General features: G+C 47.6%; 19 protein-coding genes. 9 read left to right on the top strand and 10 right to left on the bottom strand.

Annotation, left to right across the window (positions count from 1 at the left end; all coding sequences use genetic code 11):
- Positions 1 to 30: 30 nt before the first annotated feature.
- Positions 31 to 615, top strand: coding sequence for a Maf family protein (locus Q365_RS0115370; protein WP_028024183.1), 585 nt, complete (start codon positions 31 to 33; stop codon positions 613 to 615).
- 75 nt (positions 616 to 690) lie between these two features.
- On the opposite strand, the gene Q365_RS0115375 is transcribed toward Q365_RS0115370, so the two are convergent.
- Positions 691 to 1,332 (bottom strand): HAD-IA family hydrolase, encoded by a 642-nt coding sequence (locus Q365_RS0115375; protein ID WP_028024184.1) that lies wholly within the window; start codon positions 1,330 to 1,332, stop codon positions 691 to 693.
- Positions 1,322 to 2,278 (bottom strand): 23S rRNA pseudouridine(955/2504/2580) synthase RluC, encoded by a 957-nt coding sequence (rluC, locus tag Q365_RS0115380; RefSeq protein WP_028024185.1) that lies wholly within the window; start codon positions 2,276 to 2,278, stop codon positions 1,322 to 1,324. The genes Q365_RS0115375 and rluC overlap by 11 nt, the downstream gene beginning before the upstream one ends.
- A gap of 519 nt (positions 2,279 to 2,797) precedes the next feature.
- On the opposite strand from rluC, the gene rne reads away from it, so the two are divergent.
- Positions 2,798 to 5,917, top strand: coding sequence for a ribonuclease E (gene rne, locus Q365_RS0115385; protein ID WP_028024186.1), 3,120 nt, complete (start codon positions 2,798 to 2,800; stop codon positions 5,915 to 5,917).
- Between the two features lie 444 nt (positions 5,918 to 6,361).
- Positions 6,362 to 7,918: a SulP family inorganic anion transporter gene (locus Q365_RS0115390; protein WP_028024187.1), complete on the top strand. Its 1,557-nt coding sequence runs from the start codon at positions 6,362 to 6,364 to the stop codon at positions 7,916 to 7,918.
- A gap of 92 nt (positions 7,919 to 8,010) precedes the next feature.
- Here Q365_RS0115390 and Q365_RS0115395 read toward each other — a convergent pair whose 3' ends face one another.
- The 3 genes from Q365_RS0115395 to Q365_RS0115405 form a co-directional block, all read right to left on the bottom strand.
- Positions 8,011 to 8,499: a fasciclin domain-containing protein gene (locus Q365_RS0115395; RefSeq protein WP_407637594.1), complete on the bottom strand. Its 489-nt coding sequence runs from the start codon at positions 8,497 to 8,499 to the stop codon at positions 8,011 to 8,013.
- A 132-nt stretch (positions 8,500 to 8,631) separates the two neighbouring features.
- Positions 8,632 to 9,321, bottom strand: a complete 690-nt coding sequence (locus tag Q365_RS0115400; RefSeq protein ID WP_028024189.1) for a helix-turn-helix transcriptional regulator — start codon at positions 9,319 to 9,321, stop codon at positions 8,632 to 8,634.
- Between the two features lie 22 nt (positions 9,322 to 9,343).
- A complete protein-coding gene (locus tag Q365_RS0115405) occupies positions 9,344 to 9,661 on the bottom strand; it encodes a hypothetical protein (protein ID WP_028024190.1) in 318 nt (105 codons plus the stop codon).
- A gap of 131 nt (positions 9,662 to 9,792) precedes the next feature.
- Here Q365_RS0115405 and miaE point away from each other — a divergent pair, with 131 nt between their 5' ends.
- Both miaE and Q365_RS0115415 read left to right on the top strand, forming a co-directional pair.
- Positions 9,793 to 10,572 carry a tRNA isopentenyl-2-thiomethyl-A-37 hydroxylase MiaE gene (gene miaE, locus Q365_RS0115410; RefSeq protein WP_028024191.1) on the top strand — a complete coding sequence of 260 codons (780 nt, stop codon included), beginning with the start codon at positions 9,793 to 9,795 and terminating at the stop codon, positions 10,570 to 10,572.
- A gap of 151 nt (positions 10,573 to 10,723) precedes the next feature.
- A complete protein-coding gene (locus tag Q365_RS0115415) occupies positions 10,724 to 11,464 on the top strand; it encodes a sporulation protein (RefSeq protein WP_028024192.1) in 741 nt (246 codons plus the stop codon).
- Positions 11,465 to 11,541: 77 nt separating this feature from the next.
- Here Q365_RS0115415 and Q365_RS0115420 read toward each other — a convergent pair whose 3' ends face one another.
- Together Q365_RS0115420 and Q365_RS0115425 are read right to left on the bottom strand one after the other, a co-directional pair.
- Complete coding sequence (locus Q365_RS0115420; protein WP_028024193.1) at positions 11,542 to 12,246, bottom strand: class I SAM-dependent DNA methyltransferase; 705 nt, start codon at positions 12,244 to 12,246, stop codon at positions 11,542 to 11,544.
- A 75-nt stretch (positions 12,247 to 12,321) separates the two neighbouring features.
- Positions 12,322 to 13,149 (bottom strand): LysR family transcriptional regulator, encoded by an 828-nt coding sequence (locus Q365_RS0115425; RefSeq protein WP_245621565.1) that lies wholly within the window; start codon positions 13,147 to 13,149, stop codon positions 12,322 to 12,324.
- 145 nt (positions 13,150 to 13,294) lie between these two features.
- Between Q365_RS0115425 and Q365_RS0115430 the strand changes: the two genes are divergently transcribed.
- Positions 13,295 to 13,585, top strand: a complete 291-nt coding sequence (locus tag Q365_RS0115430) for a hypothetical protein (RefSeq protein WP_028024195.1) — start codon at positions 13,295 to 13,297, stop codon at positions 13,583 to 13,585.
- 27 nt (positions 13,586 to 13,612) lie between these two features.
- Here Q365_RS0115430 and Q365_RS0115435 read toward each other — a convergent pair whose 3' ends face one another.
- Positions 13,613 to 14,329: an RluA family pseudouridine synthase gene (locus tag Q365_RS0115435; RefSeq protein WP_028024196.1), complete on the bottom strand. Its 717-nt coding sequence runs from the start codon at positions 14,327 to 14,329 to the stop codon at positions 13,613 to 13,615.
- A 324-nt stretch (positions 14,330 to 14,653) separates the two neighbouring features.
- Between Q365_RS0115435 and Q365_RS0115440 the strand changes: the two genes are divergently transcribed.
- Positions 14,654 to 15,139, top strand: coding sequence for an acyl-CoA thioesterase (locus Q365_RS0115440; protein ID WP_028024197.1), 486 nt, complete (start codon positions 14,654 to 14,656; stop codon positions 15,137 to 15,139).
- Between the two features lie 85 nt (positions 15,140 to 15,224).
- On the opposite strand, the gene Q365_RS0115445 is transcribed toward Q365_RS0115440, so the two are convergent.
- Together Q365_RS0115445 and Q365_RS0115450 are read right to left on the bottom strand one after the other, a co-directional pair.
- Entirely contained in the window at positions 15,225 to 16,736 is a 1,512-nt protein-coding gene (locus Q365_RS0115445) for a CoA-acylating methylmalonate-semialdehyde dehydrogenase (RefSeq protein WP_028024198.1), read from the bottom strand.
- A 221-nt stretch (positions 16,737 to 16,957) separates the two neighbouring features.
- Complete coding sequence (locus Q365_RS0115450) at positions 16,958 to 18,895, bottom strand: bifunctional 5-dehydro-2-deoxygluconokinase/5-dehydro-2-deoxyphosphogluconate aldolase (protein WP_028024199.1); 1,938 nt, start codon at positions 18,893 to 18,895, stop codon at positions 16,958 to 16,960.
- Positions 18,896 to 19,079: 184 nt separating this feature from the next.
- On the opposite strand from Q365_RS0115450, the gene Q365_RS0115455 reads away from it, so the two are divergent.
- Both Q365_RS0115455 and Q365_RS0115460 read left to right on the top strand, forming a co-directional pair.
- Positions 19,080 to 19,706 carry a TetR/AcrR family transcriptional regulator gene (locus tag Q365_RS0115455; RefSeq protein ID WP_028024200.1) on the top strand — a complete coding sequence of 209 codons (627 nt, stop codon included), beginning with the start codon at positions 19,080 to 19,082 and terminating at the stop codon, positions 19,704 to 19,706.
- Between the two features lie 133 nt (positions 19,707 to 19,839).
- Complete coding sequence (locus tag Q365_RS0115460; protein ID WP_028024201.1) at positions 19,840 to 20,880, top strand: NADP-dependent oxidoreductase; 1,041 nt, start codon at positions 19,840 to 19,842, stop codon at positions 20,878 to 20,880.
- Positions 20,881 to 20,932: the final 52 nt, after the last annotated feature.

Genomic DNA, 20,932 nt, shown 5'->3' on the forward strand with positions numbered 1-20,932 from the left:
ACGAATAATCTGACTATGGTGCATCGATAGATGAATAATCAAACAGTCGTACTGGCATCTGGGTCTAAATACCGCCAGATGTTGCTTCAAAAACTCGATTTTCCTTTCAAGTCTCACTCTCCTGACATTGACGAAACACCATTTGATGATGAATCCCCCACCGAATTGGTCAAACGTCTGTCACTGGAAAAAGCAAAAGCATGCCGAGATGCACATCCTGACGCATTGATCATAGGATCCGATCAAGTTTGCGTGATCAAAGGAAAGATCCTCGGGAAACCACACACTCATGAACGCGCAGTCGAGCAACTCACATTAGCGTCGGGCCAGCACGTCACCTTTTATACCGGACTAACGCTACTCAACGCCGCGACAAATACAGTTCAAACTGACGTGGAACCTTTTCACGTTCATTTTCGACAGCTAACGCTCGAAGAAATCGAAGGCTATGTTGTCCGTGAGCAGCCTTTAGATTGCGCGGGCAGTTTTAAATGTGAAAGTTTGGGGATTGCTCTATTTGACAGACTAGAAGGCAGAGATCCCAACACCTTGGTGGGATTACCTTTAATACGCCTGTGTGAAATGATGCAAGCAGAAGGCAAAGCTGTTTTATAGAAAAGACTAAGGGCGTTCAAGCGCCCTTACCGTTATTCGCTTATCTACATAAAGCAGATTCAGAATAAAGAAGATTCAGAGAAGTGCATCTAAAGATGCAATGACAGCGATAGGTGCATACTCAGACAACACACTCTCGTCATGAACACCCCAAGTGATGCCGATAGCATCCACCCCAGCATTCTTTGCTAAAAGCATATCGTGAGAAGTATCCCCTACCATTACCGCTTCGTGCGGCTCAATGTCTAATTCACCCAACAGAGAGAGGATCATCAGAGGATCCGGCTTTGAAGCCGTTTGATCTGCAGTTCTCGTTGCGATAAAAAGATGCTCGGTCTTGGTTTCTTGAATTGCACGGTCCAGACCAGGACGAGATTTTCCCGTTGCCACACTCAACAAATGTCCACGCGTCTTCAACGTCGTCAAAACATCCATCACCCCGTCATATAAAGAATGAGAAGTGGTGTTGAGCTCTCGAAATTGCTCACCGTAGTGTTTTTTCCACATGTCACGCTTTTCAATCGGAGCATCCGGATACAGATAGCTGTAGCCCTTATCTAGGCTAAGACCAATCATTTGCTTCAGCTCGTCAAATGACAACTCTGGTAAGCCACCCGTTAAACGGGCAGCCTCATCCAAACTTGAAACAATACGCGCAACGGAATCCATTACCGTACCGTCCCAATCGAATATCACTAACTTATAGTTAGTTAACACGTGGCAGTTTCCTTAAACCTTCCAAGGTTCGTTCAAGTTGTTTATCCAAAGGCGCTGAAATGTCCATGGCCTCTTCTGTTCCTGGGTGAACGAATTTGATATTCGCGGCGTGAAGGAACAAGCGGTTCAAACCAAATTTTTTCGTGTAAGCATCAAAGCGCGGATCACCATAACGGTCATCCCAAGCAAGAGGATGCCCTACATATTGAGCGTGAACCCTAATTTGGTGCGTACGTCCAGTAATCGGACTCGCTTGTACTAAGGTTGCCTGATCAAATTGTTCAAGTATCTTGAAACGGGTTTCAGACGCTTTGCCATTCGGGTTAACCCGAACAATGCTATTCACTTCATTTTTAAGTAAAGGAGCCGTCACCTTGCGCATGCTTGGTTTCCACTTTCCCATACCCAAAGCAAAGTAATATTTCTGTACTGTCTTCTCACGGAACTGCGCTTGAAGATGACGCAAAGCTGAGCGTTTTTTGGCGATCAGCAAAATGCCGGACGTGTCTCTGTCGATGCGATGCACCAACTCGAGAAAACGCGCATCAGGGCGAAGTGCACGCATCGCTTCAATCGCCCCAAAATGCAGCCCACTCCCGCCGTGAACCGCAGTTCCAGACGGCTTATTCAGCACAAGCATGTGATCGTCTTCATAAATCACACATTTTTCTAGCTCTGCCACGCGATCCAGTTTGGTATTAGGTGCCGCAGCCTGCGCCACCTCTGGGATCTTGATCGGAGGAAGACGAATAACATCGCCCGGTTGGAGCTTATATTCCGGTTTTATGCGTTTTTTGTTAACTCGCACCTCTCCCTTGCGTAGAACGCGATAAATCATACTTTTAGGGACGTTTTTAAGCCAATTTCGGAGAAAGTTATCGATCCGCTGGCCAGCAATGTCATCGGAAATGTCGATGAATTGCACTTTTGGTTTATCTGTATTCATAGGGGTTCGATTCTACATTGCATCAAAGTAGTTTGCTGCAAAAAAGTGACCCTGTTATAGTTGCGCCGTAATGCAGGAAAGTTTGTAGCTTTTTTGCACGCCACGACTAAAAAGTCGACAAATAGAGTAATTTTTACCGCTTTTTCCAAGACGAATGACTATTCACGGCACTATCTCAAAGTAGTAACAGATTCGCTGAGAGTTCAATACGTCTTAATCATGCAGCAATTGGCGTAAGACATGAGGAATAAAGCACCCGTTAGTTTGTTGGCACGACGGGATAAATAACCAGTGTCAAAGAGACTATCGCCATTTGTGGCGAAGAGCCGACTGGATAAGGCGGAGTGATTTCTGATTTCCGCATCAGTGGGTCGATGAGTAGTGCCCTAGAGCGTCCCTGATTTTCCAGCCGTGAGGTTGCATTAATGTCAGACTTGGGACCTGGCAGCATTGCGTTTTTTGTCTCGTATCCGACAACTAATAACAACAAATAATCGAGAAAAATTTGATATGAAAAGAATGTTGATCAACGCAACTCAAAAAGAAGAGTTGCGCGTCGCATTGGTTGACGGTCAGCGCTTGTACGATCTAGATATCGAGAGCTCTGGTCATGAATCGAAGAAAGCAAACATCTATAAAGGTCGTATTACCCGCATTGAACCAAGTCTTGAAGCTGCATTTGTAGACTACGGCTCAGAGCGTCACGGCTTCCTTCCTCTTAAAGAAATTGCTCGCGAATACTTCCCAGACAACTACAGCTATCAAGGCCGCCCCAACATCAAAGAAGTGTTGAAAGAAGGCCAAGAAGTTATTGTTCAGGTTGATAAAGAAGAACGTGGTAACAAAGGCGCTGCCCTAACCACTTTCATTTCTCTTGCGGGCAGCTACCTAGTTCTTATGCCTAATAACCCACGTGCTGGCGGTATTTCTCGTCGTATCGAAGGTGAAGAGCGCAGCCAACTTAAAGAAGCGATGTCTGGTCTAACACTGCCACAAGGCATGGGTTTGATCGTTCGTACTGCTGGCGTAGGTAAATCTGCAGAAGAACTTGAATGGGACTTGAACTACCTGTTGAACAACTGGGAACGTATCCAGGGCGCAGCAGAAACCAAAGTCGCACCATTCCTGATTTATCAAGAAAGTGATGTTATCGCCCGTGCATTCCGCGATTACCTTCGCCGTGATATTGGTGAAGTGCTGATCGACAGTGAAAAAGTGTATAACCAAGCTCGTGAGCGTATTCAGGCAACTCGCCCTGATTTCCTTCAGCGTGTTAAACACTACGAAGGCGAAGTACCACTATTTAGCCACTACCAAATTGAGAGCCAGATTGAATCTGCGTTCCAACGCGAAGTTCGTTTGCCGTCAGGCGGTTCAATTGTTATTGACCCAACCGAAGCACTAACCTCTATCGACATCAACTCTGCTCGTGCAACAAAGGGTTCAGATATCGAAGAAACCGCGCTGCAAACCAACCTTGAAGCAGCGGATGAAATTGCTCGCCAATTGCGTCTGCGTGACCTAGGTGGTCTAGTGGTTATCGACTTCATCGATATGACACCAGTGCGTCACCAACGTGAAGTAGAAAACCGTCTTCGTGAAGCCGTTCGTATGGACCGTGCACGCGTTCAAATCGGTCGTATTTCTCGCTTTGGTCTGCTAGAAATGTCTCGTCAACGCTTAAGCCCATCTCTGGCTGAAGCGAGCCACCATATCTGTCCTCGCTGTACAGGTACGGGTGTTGTACGTGATAACGAATCACTGTCACTGTCTATTCTTCGTTTGATTGAAGAAGAAGCGCTGAAAGAGAACACCTCGCAAGTAATGGCGATTGTTCCTGTTCCTGTTGCCTCTTATCTTTTGAATGAAAAACGTCGATCTGTTCAACACGTTGAGAAGTACCATAACGTTCGTGTTGTTGTCGTTCCTAACGCCGATATGGAAACGCCTCACTTTGAAGTGGTACGTGTTCGTGGTGGTGATGAAAACACAACGCTGTCTTACGAGCTGCCAAAACAGCTAGAGGCCATTCGCGAAGCAGAGAGCAAAGATGATGCTCCAGCTGAGCGTGTCGTTAAAAAACGTGAAGAGCCAGCACTGCAAAGCTTCACTGCGCCAGCGTCACCAACGCCTGTGCAACAAGCGAAGCCAGCACCTAAGCCAGTTGATGCAACGCCAAGCTTGTTCTCGCGCCTAGTTACTTTCGTGTCAGGTCTGTTTGCAGGCAAAACCGAAGAAGAAGCGAAGCCGAAAGAACCAGTACGTGAAGAACGCAATCGCCGTGACCATAAGCGTTCACAAGATCGCACACGTCGTGGCTCACGCAATAATCAACGTGATGAAAATGGTCGTAACAATGAACGCAGCGAACGCAATGAGCGTAACGAGCGTAGCGACAACAGAAAACCACGTCGTAACAACCGTGACCGTGTTGAAAACACAGAGCGTAATGCCAACCCTGAACGTCAAGAAAAGCCTGCGAAGAAACAAACTCGCAAGCCTGTCGAGAAAGTAGAGAAGGCAGAACAGCGTCAGCCAGCCAAAGTGGCGAAGCCTGTGAAAGAAGAAGCGGCGCCTGTTGTTAAGCAAGAGAAAGTGGAAAAGACGGAGAAAGTGAAACAACGCCGTCAACGCCGCAAGCTTAATAAGAAAGTCCGTGTTGCTGATTCAGCACTAGAAACCGAAGTGGTTTCAACAAACCCGCTAGCTGAAATGGGTCAAGCTGTTGCAATCGAAGCGAAAGCTGAAGTGCAAGCGCCTGAATTTGCAAAATCAGCAGAAGGTTCAGACAACACTGAACAACGCGATGAGAAGCGTCGTAATCGCCGCTCTCCACGTCACCTTCGCGCCAGCGGTCAACGCCGTCGTCGTAGCAATCGTGAAGAAAACGAAAACACGTCGACTGAACACGCTCTTGATCAATTGGACATGATGGAAACTGCCGTTTCTGTTGTAGAAAAACGCAATCAAGTGGTACTGAAGTCAGGCGTCGCTTCTCCTGAAATGGCAATGGGTAAAGTATGGCCGTCTAAAACAGCTATCAAAGCCCCTGTCGTTGCTGAAGCTGTCGTAGAGGCTCCTGAAGCTGAGCAAACTGTAGTTGCTGACAAGCCTTCACTCGGTGGTGTTGCTTTCCCTGAAATGGCAATGGGTAAAGTATTCCCTCGCCGTGCCGCGCCAAGTGTGCTGGAAGAGAAAGCTAAATCAGAAGGTACTGATACGCTAAGCGAAGAACTGCCAGTCGCAGTTAACGCCCCCGTTGAAGCACACACAGAAGTTGTTGCTGAAGAGGCAGCTACTCCTGAAGTTGCAGAAACAGTTGAAGCTCCAGTTACTGAAGCCACTGAAACTGAAGTATCTGTTGCCGACGTAGCAGTTGCACCAGAAGCCGATGTAAAAGGTGTGATGGAAGCAAGTGAAATTCCAGCGGTTCAACCTGTTAATTCAGTTGAAGCGCCGGTGATTCGCTACCGTCAGGTTGCTGCGCCAATGGCAAGCGCTCCTGCGCCAGAAGCCACTGCTTCTGCGATGGAAGTAGCGATTGCAGACTTCCGTAACGAGCGTGTACAAACTAAACAAGCAGGCAGTGATGTCGCGACAAGTCGCGCAACCGCACCTGCAACCAAACCTAGCTACTAAGCATAAGGTTTGAAGAGAAAGAGCCATGCATGTCATGGCTCTTTTTTTATTTCTGCGATTTGGTTTCGTCGGATAGATGTCGATGTTTCATCGGGAATTGCCAAGCACTCTCGCCTACCGACAACGAAATGCCCATACGATTACCTTGCGGTCATCAGTTTGTGCAGAAAGAATCATCAAGAGCAAGAGTGATAGAACCCTGCATCTTCATGTGTTTGGAGATTTCCTGATTGCTCTTATTCATGCTGTCTAAACAACGCCATCAACGTATTGTTTGGCCAATGAAGACATCCTCATGCATGTTTACAAATTAGCTACTAACATTGAACAAAATCACACTTTTAGGTAGTATCCGCAAGCGCTTTTTGTCTGCGGCATGTGATGGCACAGATTCCCTTTTTGGCGACAGCCTTTTAACTAATATTTAAGAAGTAATCCGACACGATGTTTGAATTTCCTAAATTTCCCCAACACTCAATCAAGAACGACGTACTGTCGGGACTGACGGTTGCACTTGCGTTAGTGCCAGAAGCCGTAGCATTTGCATTTGTCGCCGGTGTCGACCCAATGGTTGGCCTTTACGCCGCCTTTATTATGGGTCTGCTTACCTCCATTCTTGGTGGTCGTCCTGGCATGATCTCTGGCGCAACTGGCGCAATGGCTGTGGTTATGGTGAGCCTTGTAGCCCAGCATGGTATCGAATACCTATTTGCCGCCGTGATGCTGGCAGGTCTACTTCAAGTCTCGGCAGGTGTATTCAAGCTGGGTAAATTTATCCGCATGGTTCCGCATCCCGTTATGATCGGCTTTGTTAACGGTCTTGCCATCGTTATCTTCCTTGCCCAACTAGGCCAATTTAAAGCTCCAGATGCCTCTGGCGCTTTAGTGTGGCTGCAAGGCGAGCAGATGTTCCTTATGCTTGGTTTAGTTGCTACCACCATGGCAATCATTCACTTCCTGCCTAAGCTAACCACTTCAGTGCCTTCATCGCTGGTTGCGATTGTTGGTGTGACAGCAGCCGTTGTACTTTTGGATTTGGACACACGTAATGTGGTCGATTTCCTTCGCGCGATGAGTGGCGATGAAAACGCAACACTAGCGGGTACACTCCCTGCATTCTCAGTCCCTGCAGTGCCATTTAATCTAGAGACCATCTATATTATTTTGCCTTATGCGCTGATTCTTGCTGCTGTTGGCCTCATCGAATCACTACTTACACTGACTGTTATTGATGAAATGACAGGGACACGTGGCCGAGGTAACCGCGAATGTGTCGGCCAGGGTGTCGCTAACGTGACTTGTTCTGTGTTTGGCGCTATGGGTGGCTGTGCGATGATCGGTCAATCTATGATCAACGTGAATTCAGGTGGTCGTGGTCGTTTGTCAGGCATTGTTGCGGCAATTGCCCTACTCTGCTTTATTTTGTTCACGTCATCGCTCATCGAGATGATCCCATTGGCTGCACTGGTTGGCGTGATGTTCATGGTGGTTATCGGGACGTTTGAGTGGGCAACGTTCAAGCTAGCACGCCGTGTGCCAAAACAAGATTTCTTCGTCATTGTTCTCGTGACCGTCGTTACCGTCATGACTGATTTGGCAATTGCTGTCATCGTAGGTGTTATTGTGTCTGCACTGATGTTTGCTTGGGAACACGCTAAGCACATCTACGCGTCTAGCCACACCAACGATGAAGGCTCAAAAATCTATGAAGTTAACGGCCCTCTTTTCTTTGGTTCAGTGGCAAACTTCCTAGAACTGTTTGATGCACAGAATGACCCAGATGACGTTATCGTTGATTTTGGTAAATCTCGTGTAGCCGACCATTCAGCCATTGAAGCGATTGATACGTTGGCAGACCGCTACAATAAGGCAGGGAAGACATTGCACCTTCGCCATTTGTCGCATGACTGTCGCGCGCTACTGACGAAAGCAGGCAGCTTAGTCGAAATCAATCACATTGAAGATCCGAGCTACAAAGTGGCAGATGACTTATTGGGTTAACGCCCAATCAACGTAACTCACTGATTAATAATTAAAAAGCGAGCCAGGGGCTCGCTTTTTAATTAGTGATGACATGGTTGCTTTCAAGAAACCTAAGGAATAATCACACTGTCAATCACATGAATCACGCCGTTTGACGCTTCAATGTCCGTTGCTACTACGTTGGCATTGTCGACCTTTACACCGTCAGATGTATCAACCATGATCATATTTCCTTGGACGGTCGGCGCTTTGGTCAAGCCAACAACATCCGCAGCCATCACTTTCCCCGGAACAACGTGATACGTCAAAATCGAAATCAGTTGGTCTTTGTTTTCAGGAAGCAAAAGATTCTCGACCGTACCAGCAGGCAGCTTCGAAAATGCAGCATTAGTCGGTGCAAATACCGTGAATGGACCTGAACCTTGAAGCGTATCCGCGAGTCCTGCGGCTTTCACCGCTGCCACCAGCGTTGTAAAATCAGGGTTGCCCGCAGCAATTTCTACAATGTTTTGTTTGGAACCGTGATGATCAGCTTGAGCACTGCAGGCAGTAATGGTGAAAAGAATGAACATTGAAACGACAATAGATTTTAAAGACATGAAACCCTTCGTAGAAATCATCTGATTTCTCCTATTCCGTAATGATAAATCCTGAGCTTTCGCTCGACTCTACTGATCAGTGAAATACCAATACGGGGGTGTCAAACAAATGGTTTACCTCTTTGTAAAATGTCAGTTCTCGCAGCTATAGCAAATCGTCAAATAGTGCCTAAATGATTTCTCATCGCTGGTTTCAAAGGTGTCTCCCATCACATCAACACGTTTTATTCGGTCAATGCGAAAGCTTCGATAGTCATTTCTCAGTTCGCACCAAGCAACAAGCGTCCACACTTTGCCCCAATACACCTGTCCAAGTGGATGGATGATTCTTTCTGAATCAACACCCTCACCCGTAGCATAGTGAATATGTACTTTCTCACAGTTAGACGTTGCCTCACGCAATTGCTCGCTGCGGTCTGCACAGTCGCTTTCTACGTGAAACGCTGGCACCTCTAGAGGGATAGCTTCGATCTGAGCTTTCAAATGTTCAGGTAAAATAGAATGGATCTTGCGGGAAGCTGACTCAGAAGCGGAAGCTAGGCGTTTATCGGACCAAGCCCTGACCATTCTCATGCCGAGCTCAATGCCTAACATTTCCTCTTCTGTGAACATTAACGGCGGAAGATGTGAGCCTTTACCGAGCAGATATCCAACCCCTGCCTCTCCCTCAATAGGAACGCCTGACAACAGCAAAGATTGGACATCTCGATAAATCGTGCGCTCGCTAACACCGAGCTCTTCTGACAGTGCTTTTGCCGTCACCGCGTAACGCTTAGAGCGCAGCAGGGTCAATAGCTCAAACAAACGCTCCGATTTACTCATTCACTCTTCCTAACCATCAGATTTACATTGAGGAACTACATACACTCATTTTGACGTAATCATGCGCCATGACAAGCGACGTAGGATCAATAAATGCAACCAGCTTCTGTGCAGCTTCAAACGACATAAATTGCTCTGATGCAGCAACCGCATTTTCCATCGTTGCCCAATACACAATATCCGTCCAAAGTTGTGAGTCAGCATTGTAGCTGAGTGAGCGATACTGGAATCCTTCAAAATCACGAATGAATGACTCGGTATTCTCAGCCGCCGCAACAAATGCCTGCGTGTCTGTGCCTTCGACCAATTTAAAGCGAACGGTTTCAACAACGTTTTCCATGGTACTCTCTCCTTTTGTTTGGGTTAGGAGAAGCTTACTGCCACCTACTGACAGAATATGTCAGGAGTGTTTGTCAGGCTTCTCATCACTTGTATAATCAACACCTTCAAAAAGATGAAAAGACCCGACCCATGTCATTAAACCAAGAACTAGAAAGCCTTCTTGAGCCCGTTCGAGGCTTCTTACATTGCGATACCCCACAAGCTTGGGTCGATGAAGCAATCAAACCAGAAAATGAAACCATTCTGTTGCGCGACCATGCCAACTGCGAATTGAAAGCTAGCCAAACAGCGATGTGGCTGATTCGTAAATACGCGATTGACAGTGAGAGCGGCGCGCTCCTTCTCGCATGGTCAAAACCTTACGAAGACTTTGTTTATAAGCGTCAGAGAGATGGCCTGTTCCAAGGCAAGAAAAATGGACTTAGTGCCCCTCTTACTCCCAAGGCTGGTTTTAAACATGGCCAAGAATTGATCGACAAAATGGTTCGATTGATCAAAGAGGAATTTCATCATTTTGAACAGGTTATCGAGATCATGGACAAACGCGACATGCCTTATGCATATCTACACGCAGGTCGCTATGCCAAAGGAATGATGTCTGTCGTTCGTACCTTTGAGCCAGCAACATTGATTGATAAATTGATTGTGGGTGCCTACATCGAAGCGCGATCATGTGAACGTTTTGCCAAGGTTGCGCCTTATCTTGACGAAGAATTGCGTAAGTTTTATATCTCATTGCTCCGTTCAGAAGCCCGCCACTATCAAGACTACCTGCAACTAGCCGCCTGTATTGCTGGTGAAGACATCAGTGAACGTATTCGAGTAATTGGAGAGCGAGAAGCTGAATTAATTCAAGCGCCCGACGAACTGTTTCGCTTTCATAGTGGCTCCCCCATCCAAGCTGCCTAATACTATTCAATTATCCTGCTGGAACTGCCTAATTAGGCGGCAAATTTTTAGGATTTCGCGTAAACCGACACTTGTTTCAAGGTTGCTGCTTGCGCAAAACCGCATGGTTGTGTAAACAGAAACATAGGTTTAACACTTAACAAGGATTAGCATGTTCAAGAAACTCAAGGCGTCGCTGGGCATTGGCGCTGCCAAGGTAGACACACTTTTGCACAATGAGTCTGTCTATCAGGGAGAGACGCTAAAAGGCGTGGTTCTCATTAAAGGTGGAGACATTGAACAGCAGGTAGACGCGATCACGCTGAAACTTTGCACAGAAGTAAAGGTGGAATCGGACTCAGGTACTAGCTATCAAACGTTCGTCCTTGGTTCATTGCAAGCCAATGATCCATTCGTTATCCAACCAGGGGAAGAAAAAGTCGTTCCTTTTGAGTTGGTTCCTCATCAAGAAACGCCAATCACGGCTGTGAATGCACGCTCAAACAAGTGCCATGTATGGGTAGAAACCGCCTTAGACATTGAATTCGCTATTGACCCGAGCGATCGTGATTTTCTCGAAATTCGCCCCCTGCCAGCCGTTCAACGCGTACTTGATGTGTTAGAGCGAGAAGGCTTCACCATGGTGAAAGCCGATGTAGAAAAAGGCCACCTGCGTGGCGATGGGTTTTCTTCACAATCAGGTTGTTATCAGGAACTAGAGTTCCAAAACAGCGGCCTGTTTAACCGTCGCGAAATCGAACTTTCATTCATCCTTGATGGTGGTCGAATCCACTGCTTGGCAGAAATTGACCGTGCACTCGGCCGTGGTGACATGTTCCGTTCATTCACTATTTCACGTGATGCATCGCAAGGTGAAGTAGAGCAAGCATTGGCAGCAACGCTAAGAGCATAAATCCATACGCCAAATGTCGATCTAAAATGCCTGCATTGCAGGCTTTTTTATGCACAGAGCAATGAAAGAAAGTGCTATCACGCTAGTGCTTTTTCACATCTCACGAAAATGAAGTTAGGGCTTCTTTTCAGATGGTTATAGGTTGATTCACACATGGCTTTCGCTCGGTCATCAACACATCCTTCACTGATATTGGAGATCAGTAACCCCGCGGACGTTATCGCGCTGCAAATTTCCGTGAGTGAGCGACGATAGAAGCTCACCTTTACCGGAACCCCAACCGTGTTCCATTCTTCTTCTATCTGTTCGCGGCTAAAATAGTTTCCTGATGGCGAGCATTCAAAATCAGCAAACGGGTGATGCGTAGAAAACACCATATAACCTCCCGGTTTCAATACGCGAAATGCCGCGTCAAACACGGGGACAAGTTCTTCCACGTAATGCAGCACCAATGGGCATACGATAACGTCAGCACTGTTATCAGATTCCGACGGCAGACCCTTTGAAATGTCTTGGGTATAAGCGCGCACTTGGTCACCGAACCTATCTTTCACCAGCGCAACCATCTCTTCCGATAAATCCGTACAAACAAGACTCTTTACTGATTGTTGTAAAAACCATTCTGCATAGGCACCCGGACCGCAGCCAATATCAATGACATCCTTACCCTTCACGCAGTCCAATAAGGCTAACGTTGATGGTCGTTCCAGCATCGCGTTGTAAATATTGTCTTTCACCGCTTCTGCGTACTTGGCTGCATGCTTTGTGTACATATCAGACATAAGATTCACCTTATTATTGTTCTTATCATGCTTAGATTCAGAGTCTTACACCAACGAGGTATTTCGCCAACAAGGTCACCCTGTCAGTACATCACAAATTTTATCTATCAGTTGGCGAACCTCTGGCAAATAACGATCATCTTGATGTGTCACCATCCATTGGTCATGCCCCAACGCTTCAATAGTGTCTCCGACACGATGTAACGAAGGTTCGGCATCACCAATAAATGTCGGAAGCAAAGCAATACCTTGACCAGCAAGGGCTAAATCCAAGCTGTTACGCGGAACATTCACCTCGCATATGGCATCATTGCAAACAACACGATCTAGCCACTGCGCTGAAGGTATATCGGCCAGCACTTTGATCCACAACGTCTGTTCACTATCAGTGGCGTAAGGCGCAAACTCAACCTGGGCGAGCTTTCTGCACGCGAGGGTAGGCTCAATAGGGCGATGGTTTCTAATCCCAAGTACGACCTCACGATGCGCGATATCCAACACTTTTTCGGTTGAAACAAAGCGTAAGCGGATCCCAGACAATGGCTCGGACAGTTTGTCGAGACGCTGGATCAAAAACAGCGTTGTCCATGTGCCGGCAGAAATTTTCACCAGTGGTCGCAAATCTCGATCTGGAGACGGTGTCAGGTCATGGATACGAGACTCAATCTCCGTCAATGCTTGAAGCAAAACCTTACCCTCGGCGAGTAATTCATAGCCGCGATCATGGCGGGCAAACAACTCTTTTCCTAACGCACGCTCTAGCATATGCATACGCCTACCCAATGTAGCAGCACTGCGCTGACAGGATTTCGCGGCTGCAGACAATCCCCCTTCTCTGGCCACAGCAAGAAACAACTGTAAGTCATTCCAATCGACATCGACGTTCTCGCTCATTTCATTCATGAAAAGACCTTTGCATCTCATTTCATTGATGAAACGATTTTATCTTGTATTCTCAAATCAATTCACTACTGGGAGCACACTTTTTGCTGACATCTCAAATCAGCGAACAGCGCTAACCGGCAGGTGATAGTTAGAGGAGCACAAGATGAAAACGAATCCAGCTAGACAAACAACGAGTGCCACGATGCGTAGCGCAGGTCTCATACCTTTCCCACAACAAGGTAAATCTCGATCGCTAAAAGAGGAAGATGATTTTTACACAACCTATGGCAGCGACGAGATCTGTGCATTCTATGGCTTAACCAAAGCACTTGGGATGACAACTGAAAACACAATACGTTGGATAAAACGAGTCTGCGGACAGAGAGCCGAAAAGCGGGACAGTGATGAGCAACGCCTTTCCGTCAAACCTGCACGCTCGTCTAAGTCTTCTTAGCGCTCAGTTAGACGCATTCAATAGGCGCTAGGCAAACGGACTTGCACACTCCGCATGCATTGCTTCACCACTTGCTGGATGTTCGAAGAACAAATCACTCGCATGAAGTTGAAGTCGGTCTGCCAACTGTTCACTCTGCGCGTTTTTATACAAATCACAGCCAAGAATCGGATGCCCTATGCTTTGGCTGTGAATGCGCAACTGATGCGTACGTCCGGTGACAGGTGTATACCGCACCAAAGTTCGGCGGGGGTTATCCAATCGCTTTATCACTTTAAAATGGCTAGTTGCCGATTTGCCCGTTTCCTGGCAAATCTTCACGCACGGAAAAAGAAGCTTGTCTTTGGCAATCGGCGCTGTGATTTCGCCCTCATCATCTAGCACCCAACCTTCCAGCATGGCGACATAGCGTTTTTGAACCGCACGCGTCTGAAACTGCTTATTGAGGTGCTGACCGGCAACAGCGTTGAGCCCAACAACCATGACACCTGATGTGCCAAAATCTAATCGATGCGGCAGTATGGCATTGGGAAACGCTGGCGTGCGCCCCTCTTGCCCGTTCACTAAACGGTAATGCACTGAATCCCAGTTCAACGGATTTTTCCCTGAAAGGCTGAACAAACCGCTGGGTTTATTGATCAATAAGATATCCGCATCTTGATAAAGAATGTCGACGACACCCTCGCAGGCTGGAGCAACGAAATTATCCACGATGGTATGCGTTTGAGGATCAGCTTGGTGCATTCAATATTATCCGGTAGTAAGAAAAACACAGATCAAACATCTCGTGTGAGGGCTGTGATAGTAACGGTTCCTTTGTCGCTTGGCATCCAATTACATGGTATTACCCAAACAACCTGAAGATGCAGGATTCAGCGAGCATCTTCAGGTTGCTTTGATATAGCTATGTCCGTTCGAAAAACAATGCCGCTCATTGTCGCTTTCCAAGAATGAATTACGCGCTAAATTCACTGAAAAACAAAGAAAATCCCAGCATGAAAGTAATGTGTTTGTTATAAATAAGGGTATTCACGCAGTAAGAATGTTCACGTAGTAAGGATCATAACGATGAGCGCAAAACAACGGGATATCACTTTACGCTTTCTCGCAGAACCGAGTGATGTAAATTTTGGCGGCAAAGTACACGGTGGTGCCGCCATGAAATGGATCGACCTTGCCGCCTATGCTTGTGCAGCAGGATGGAGCGGAAAGTACTGTATTACCGCCTATGCTGGCGGCATTCGTTTTGTGGCTCCCATCCACGTGGGCAACTTAGTCGAAGTCAGTGCCAAGGTAATTTATACCGGTAACTCCTCCATGCACATCGCCATTGATGTCCAAGCGAGTGACCCAAAAGAACTCAAAAATCGCCTCACCACTCACTGTATCGTCATCATGGTAGCCGTTGATGAAAACGGCAAACCTAGCGCCATTCCAAAGTGGGTACCTGAAACGGATGAAGACAAGGAATTGGAACAGTCCGCCATTCGTTTAATGAACATGAGAAAGCAAATTGGCGAAGAAATGGAAGCGCACGTAAAACTGTATAAATGATTCACGCGCAATGCCAAAATTCAAAAGGCCGCATCTGCGGCCTTTTTGCTCTACAACACTCGGTCGTTGATACGTAATCTGCGCATTAGCCCATGGTCGGCATCGTAAAGTGGCTCTCATGGGTTTCCAGTCGAACACTCGCAGGCCAGCGTGTGGTCACGGTTTTCATTCGCGTATAGAAACGCACGCCATCGTTGCCGTGAACATTCAGAGGGCCAAAAATCGAACGCTTCCAACCGCCGAAGCTATGAAATGCCATAGGGACCGGAATTGGCACATTCACGCCAACCATGCCCGCCAGAACATCTTCACTGAACTGACGTGCTGTTTCGCCGTCACGCGTAAAGATGGCGGAACCATTACCGTATTCATGTTGATTGATGAGTTCCAGCGCCGTTTGATAATCAGGAACACGAACAACAGATAACACAGGCCCAAAAATCTCTTCTTGGTAAATGCTCATGTCAGGGGTGACATCATCAAACAAGGTTGGCCCCACGTAGAAGCCATTTTCATGCCCGTCGACTTGGCAATCTCTGCCATCCACCACCAGCTTCGCACCTTGAGCCTCACCTGCATTGATGTAACCAAGGATCTTCTCTTTGTGTTGTGCGGAAATCACAGGGCCCATATCATTTTCTGGGCCTTCTACGATACCTGGGCCAACACGCATTTTGGCAATGCTGTCTGACAGCGAAGCAATCAATGTATCCGCCGTTTCATCACCCACGGCGACAACAACAGACAGCGCCATGCAACGTTCGCCTGCCGCACCAAATCCGGCCCCTAAAATCGCACCACTTGCCATGTCCATGTCTGCATCTGGCATCAATATACAATGGTTTTTCGCACCGCCAAGCGCCTGACAACGCTTACCATGGGCCGATGCAGTGGAATAAATATATTCTGCAATAGGTGTTGAGCCAACAAAGCTTACCGCTTGAACACGTGGGTCAGTCAGAAGCACATCTACCGCTTCTTTGTCGCCGTTCACCACATTGAATACGCCGTCTGGCAATCCTGCTTCTTTGAGTAACTCCGCCAACACTAAGCCCAGTGATGGGTCTTTTTCTGACGGCTTCAATATGAAAGTGTTACCGGTAGCAAGCGCTATGGGGAACATCCACATTGGCACCATAGCGGGGAAGTTAAACGGCGTGATCCCGGCACAAACACCCAATGGTTGCATGAGAGAATGGCTATCAACCCCAGAGCCAACATTGGCTGAGCTTTCACCTTTTTGTAGATGAGGAATGCCGCATGCAAACTCCACTACTTCTAGGCCACGGGTTAGCTCACCCACCGCATCTGAATAGACTTTGCCGTGTTCATTGCTGATCAAGCGAGCCAGTTTGTCTTGGTTTGCTTCCAGCAAAGCTTTGAAATTGAACATGACACGCGCTCGGCGCAACGCAGGCGTTTTCGCCCACTTAGGAAATGCAGCCTGCGCAGCAGTGATCGCTTGCTCGACTTCTTGAGCTTTGCTCAAAGCAACTTGGCGAGTTTGCTCACCGGTTGCAGGGTTAAAGACCGCACCAAAGCGTTGAGAGGTGCTTTCTACGATCTCGCCATTGATAAAGTTGTGAACGGTTTCCATGTCTTGGGTCTCCATGCTTTGATTCTGGGAGCGTAAGTTCTGAGTGAAAGTTCTGATTGAAAGTCATCAGGTTCCAACATTCAGATTAGGTCAGCATTGTGCGCAAACGCCGCCAAATTGTGATAACTGGGTATTCATCGGTATGCGGATAGGCAATGTAGGGATCTCGCTCTGCGTCAACAGCTATAGATCCCTTGCCTTGCCTTGCCTTGCCTTGCCTTCTAGCGCTGACGCCACGTCTCGATAAGCGCAAGGTAGTTGGCCTTTACAGCGTCAACAAAGCGCTCGTTATCCAACTCACCACGCAGCCACTGTCGGCTTGGCTCTCCGAATATTGTTCTTCCTACCGCAAACCCTTTTACCGTCTTTGCATTCGCTGATGCCGAAAACCCTGCTTTTAACTCATCAGCAGGTGCATCAAGCCCGAGTAACACAACGCCTCTACAGTGGGTATCTCGTTCAAAGATCAAGGTGTCCACACCCTGCCAGCCATTTGCGGTGAGCGGAGGTAGTTTCCACCAATCAGGCTTAATGCCCACGTTATAAAGCTTTGTCATCACACGCAGGTAAAGATCATCGGCAACGTCGGGCGACACGGCCTCGCCGTCACGAGGTAAAATGACTTCCACTAACAATTCATTGCCCGTGGCACAGCATGCTTGATATACCTCTAACAAGGTTTGTTCTTGTTCCTGTTGCATTTCAAGCTGGTCGTCTGGGTGATAGAACATCAAACATTTCACCACTTGCTCTCTTGGCCAGTTCGCAAGTTGTGTCCCAATATTTCCGTGCTCTAAGCGAAGAGGACGAGAGCTTGGCAGCTCAATCGGTCGGCCTATCCAGTAACGCTCTTCCACTGAGTTTCCAAAGCCAGTAACTGCGTTAAGAACATCTGTCCCAAAGGTAGAGTCACACAAAATACCGGCCTTACCTTGAAGACCCGCACTTTCCGCCACTTCTTGTGCGGCACGCCAAATCAATTTTTTCAAATAAGGAATGTGGTCAATATCAGCACCGGCTTGCTGCGCCATTTCAACGAACTGAGAACGGTGATCAAACGCGAGAACACATAATTCGGGCCACTCTTTTTCACGGGTTGTTACGCGATGCAAGTGATTGAGATTGTTGTCTCTATCTGGGCGCGGGATTTCATGCTCATGAAGCAGGTAATAGTCGAGTTCTTCTTTGGTTGGCATCGCCGGTGAACAACCATGGCGAGACACCACCAATGCACCGCAGGCATTCGCATAACGGCAGCTCTGTTCCCATGGTTCATCGTTTAGATAACCACGCAACAAGCCCGACATAAATGCGTCACCCGCACCGAGGACATTCAGTACCTCCACGCGCACGCCTTTGACCGTTATCCCATCATCAAGATGGTTACCGATCTCATCAGTAAATACGCTGCATCCCAGCGGGCCGCGTTTGCACACTAAGGTTGCATCGGTAAACCCGCGCACGACTTTCAATGCTTCGATTGAATCTTCTGAGCCGCCAGCAATGTGGAACTCTTCTTCTGTGCCAACAATCAGGTCGAACAAACCAAGCACTTCTTGAAGCTGATTGGTAACTTCTTCAGACGCAATGAATCGTGTTTCACCGTCACCCAAGGATGTCAGTCCCCAAAGCACAGGGCGGAAATCCACATCTAGTGCCGTGCGTACGCCATGCTTTCGCGCGTAGTTAAGCGCTGTGATTACGGCTTCTCTTGAACTTGGGTTGGACAAGTGCGTTCCCGTGATCGCCAGACACTTCGCAGAGGCAATGTATTCTTCGCTAATGTCATCGGGCGTGATGGCTTTGTCTGCACAGTTGTCACGATAGAAAATCAGAGGAAAGGTGTCTTCATCTTTGATGCCGAGCAACACCAACGCAGTAAGTCGTTCTTTATCCGTAATAATATGACTGGTATCGACGCCCACTCGCTCAAGTTCTTCACACACAAAACGCCCCATGTGCTCATCACCCACGCGCGCCAACATGCCAGATTTCAGCCCCTGCCGTGCAGTTCCGTGTGCAACGTTACCTGATGAACCGCCCAGATATTTCGCAAATGTGCGCATGTCTTCCAGCCTTGCACCCACTTGTTCGCCATAAAGATCGACGGCTACCCGCCCTAGGCAAATAACATCCAATGTCCTTTCCTGCGTTGTCATGTCTGGCTCCTATCTGACGGTGAGTTTTCTCTCCGAAAACACAAAATGAAATGTTCATTTCATTTTATGGTAATTGCGAAACGAAAAAAGCGCAACCCATGAAACAAACATTTCATTACTCTCTTTAACATTTTCCTTTCACTCTCCTCTAGACGACTGGTCTAATTTCTTGTAGGGTAGCGACATGAATACAGAATCACACTCAACTCGCCAACACATCCTTGATGTGGGCTATCAGTTAATTGCAGAGCGAGGCTTCTCGAATGTTGGCCTATCGCAACTGCTCGCTGAAGCAGGCGTACCAAAAGGCTCCTTCTATCACTACTTCAAATCCAAAGAGAAATTTGGTGAAGCACTGATCGAAGACTATTTCGCCAGTTATCGTTCTCGCCTTGATGTTTTATTCAGCGATCAATCCCAAAATGGATTCGATAAAATGATGACCTATTGGGGAAAGTGGATTGAAGCCAGCAATAGCCAAGGCGCTAGCCAGCAGTGCTCTCAACACGGCTGCTCTAATCAACGTTGCTTAGTGATCAAGCTTAGCGCGGAAGTCTCTGATCTTTCTGATGCCATGCGCGTATCACTGCTTAATGGTGCCAATACCGTTATTGCAATGCTCGCCAACTGCATTCAACAAGGTATCGACGATGGCTCTATTGGTGTGTCTAACAGCCAAAATGCCGCAGAGCAGCTCTATCACTTGTGGATTGGCGCTGGACTAATGAGCAAACTGAATCAAAACACTGAATGCTTATCGCAAGCATTTGATACCACTGCGCGTATGCTGAAAGGCGACGTTGCTTTTTAATCTGTCACGTGACAATGCATTACCGATTAACTCGGAAATAAACCTAACTGTGATTGGAAATACCGCCATAATTTGTTGGCGGATTTTTTTGCCCAATCACTAGACGACTGGTCTAATTTTAAAGGAAACGACAATGTCTGCAGCCATGGAAAATACGAAAATCGTCCTAGCCTCTCGCCCTGTTGGCGCACCTGTTACCGATAACTTCCGTTTAGAAACATCAGACGTTCCTGCCATCAATGCAGGTGAAGTGCTGCTTCGTACCATCTATTTGTCGCTTGATCCCTATATGCGTGGCCGCATGAGCGACGCTAAGTCATACGCCGATCCTGTTGAGCTTAACGATGTCATGGTGGGAGCAACCGTTTGTCAGGTTGAAGACTCTCAGCATGCAGACTTTGAGAAAGGTGAATGGGTATTGGCATACACAGGTTGGCAAGGCTACGCCGTGTCTGACGGTGAAGGTCTACTTAAGCTGGGTAAGAACCCTTCACACCCATCGTTTGCATTAGGCATCATGGGCATGCCGGGCTTTACCGCCTACATGGGCCTGCTAGACATTGGCCAACCTAAAGAAGGCGACACCATAGTGGTTGCTGCGGCGACTGGCCCTGTTGGCGCAACGGTAGGCCAAATTGGCAAGCTAAAAGGCTGTCGCGTTGTCGGCATTGCGGGCGGCGAAGAGAAATGTCGCTATGCCGTAGACACTCTAGGATTTGATGTGTGTATCGACCACAAAGCCGATGACTTCGCCCAGCAACTCGCAGCGGCGTGCGACAACGGCATCGACGTTTATTATGAAAACGTCGGCGGCAAAGTGTTTGACGCCGTTATGCCATTGCTGAACACCGGAGCTCGTATTCCTGTGTGTGGCATGATTTCCCAATACAACGCGACCGCGCTACCAGAAGGCCCAGACCGCATGGGAATGCTAATGGCGACGCTGCTAATCAAGCGCATCAAGATGCAAGGTTTCATCATCTTTGATGATTACGGACACCGTTATAACGAGTTTGCCGCGGACATGACCAAGTGGCTAACTGAAGGAAAAATGCGATACAAAGAGCAAGTTATTGACGGACTAGACAAAGCGCCTGAAGCCTTCATGGGTTTGCTTGAAGGCAAAAACTTCGGCAAGTTGGTGATTAAAGTTGCCGACCCTGTCTCGTTCTAACTTTTAAGAACGCGCTAAAAAAGCCTGTCGGTGATTTCACTGGCAGGCTTTT

The organism is Enterovibrio calviensis DSM 14347 (assembly GCF_000621165.1).
GTDB classification, from domain to species: Bacteria; Pseudomonadota; Gammaproteobacteria; order Enterobacterales; family Vibrionaceae; genus Enterovibrio; species Enterovibrio calviensis.

What these genes read in the sequence shown, in the direction of transcription:
- Q365_RS0115370 (WP_028024183.1), top strand. Translation starts at nt 31, where the DNA reads ATGAATAATCAAACAGTCGTACTGGCATCTGGGTCTAAATACCGCCAG.
- rluC (WP_028024185.1), bottom strand. Translation starts at nt 2,278, where the DNA reads ATGAATACAGATAAACCAAAAGTGCAATTCATCGACATTTCCGATGAC.
- rne (WP_028024186.1), top strand. Translation starts at nt 2,798, where the DNA reads ATGTTGATCAACGCAACTCAAAAAGAAGAGTTGCGCGTCGCATTGGTT.
- Q365_RS0115390 (WP_028024187.1), top strand. Translation starts at nt 6,362, where the DNA reads ATGTTTGAATTTCCTAAATTTCCCCAACACTCAATCAAGAACGACGTA.
- Q365_RS0115395 (WP_407637594.1), bottom strand. Translation starts at nt 8,499, where the DNA reads ATGTCTTTAAAATCTATTGTCGTTTCAATGTTCATTCTTTTCACCATT.
- Q365_RS0115400 (WP_028024189.1), bottom strand. Translation starts at nt 9,321, where the DNA reads ATGAGTAAATCGGAGCGTTTGTTTGAGCTATTGACCCTGCTGCGCTCT.
- Q365_RS0115405 (WP_028024190.1), bottom strand. Translation starts at nt 9,661, where the DNA reads ATGGAAAACGTTGTTGAAACCGTTCGCTTTAAATTGGTCGAAGGCACA.
- miaE (WP_028024191.1), top strand. Translation starts at nt 9,793, where the DNA reads ATGTCATTAAACCAAGAACTAGAAAGCCTTCTTGAGCCCGTTCGAGGC.
- Q365_RS0115415 (WP_028024192.1), top strand. Translation starts at nt 10,724, where the DNA reads ATGTTCAAGAAACTCAAGGCGTCGCTGGGCATTGGCGCTGCCAAGGTA.
- Q365_RS0115420 (WP_028024193.1), bottom strand. Translation starts at nt 12,246, where the DNA reads ATGTCTGATATGTACACAAAGCATGCAGCCAAGTACGCAGAAGCGGTG.
- Q365_RS0115425 (WP_245621565.1), bottom strand. Translation starts at nt 13,149, where the DNA reads ATGAATGAAATGAGCGAGAACGTCGATGTCGATTGGAATGACTTACAG.
- Q365_RS0115430 (WP_028024195.1), top strand. Translation starts at nt 13,295, where the DNA reads ATGAAAACGAATCCAGCTAGACAAACAACGAGTGCCACGATGCGTAGC.
- Q365_RS0115435 (WP_028024196.1), bottom strand. Translation starts at nt 14,329, where the DNA reads ATGCACCAAGCTGATCCTCAAACGCATACCATCGTGGATAATTTCGTT.
- Q365_RS0115440 (WP_028024197.1), top strand. Translation starts at nt 14,654, where the DNA reads ATGAGCGCAAAACAACGGGATATCACTTTACGCTTTCTCGCAGAACCG.
- Q365_RS0115445 (WP_028024198.1), bottom strand. Translation starts at nt 16,736, where the DNA reads ATGGAAACCGTTCACAACTTTATCAATGGCGAGATCGTAGAAAGCACC.
- Q365_RS0115450 (WP_028024199.1), bottom strand. Translation starts at nt 18,895, where the DNA reads ATGACAACGCAGGAAAGGACATTGGATGTTATTTGCCTAGGGCGGGTA.
- Q365_RS0115455 (WP_028024200.1), top strand. Translation starts at nt 19,080, where the DNA reads ATGAATACAGAATCACACTCAACTCGCCAACACATCCTTGATGTGGGC.
- Q365_RS0115460 (WP_028024201.1), top strand. Translation starts at nt 19,840, where the DNA reads ATGTCTGCAGCCATGGAAAATACGAAAATCGTCCTAGCCTCTCGCCCT.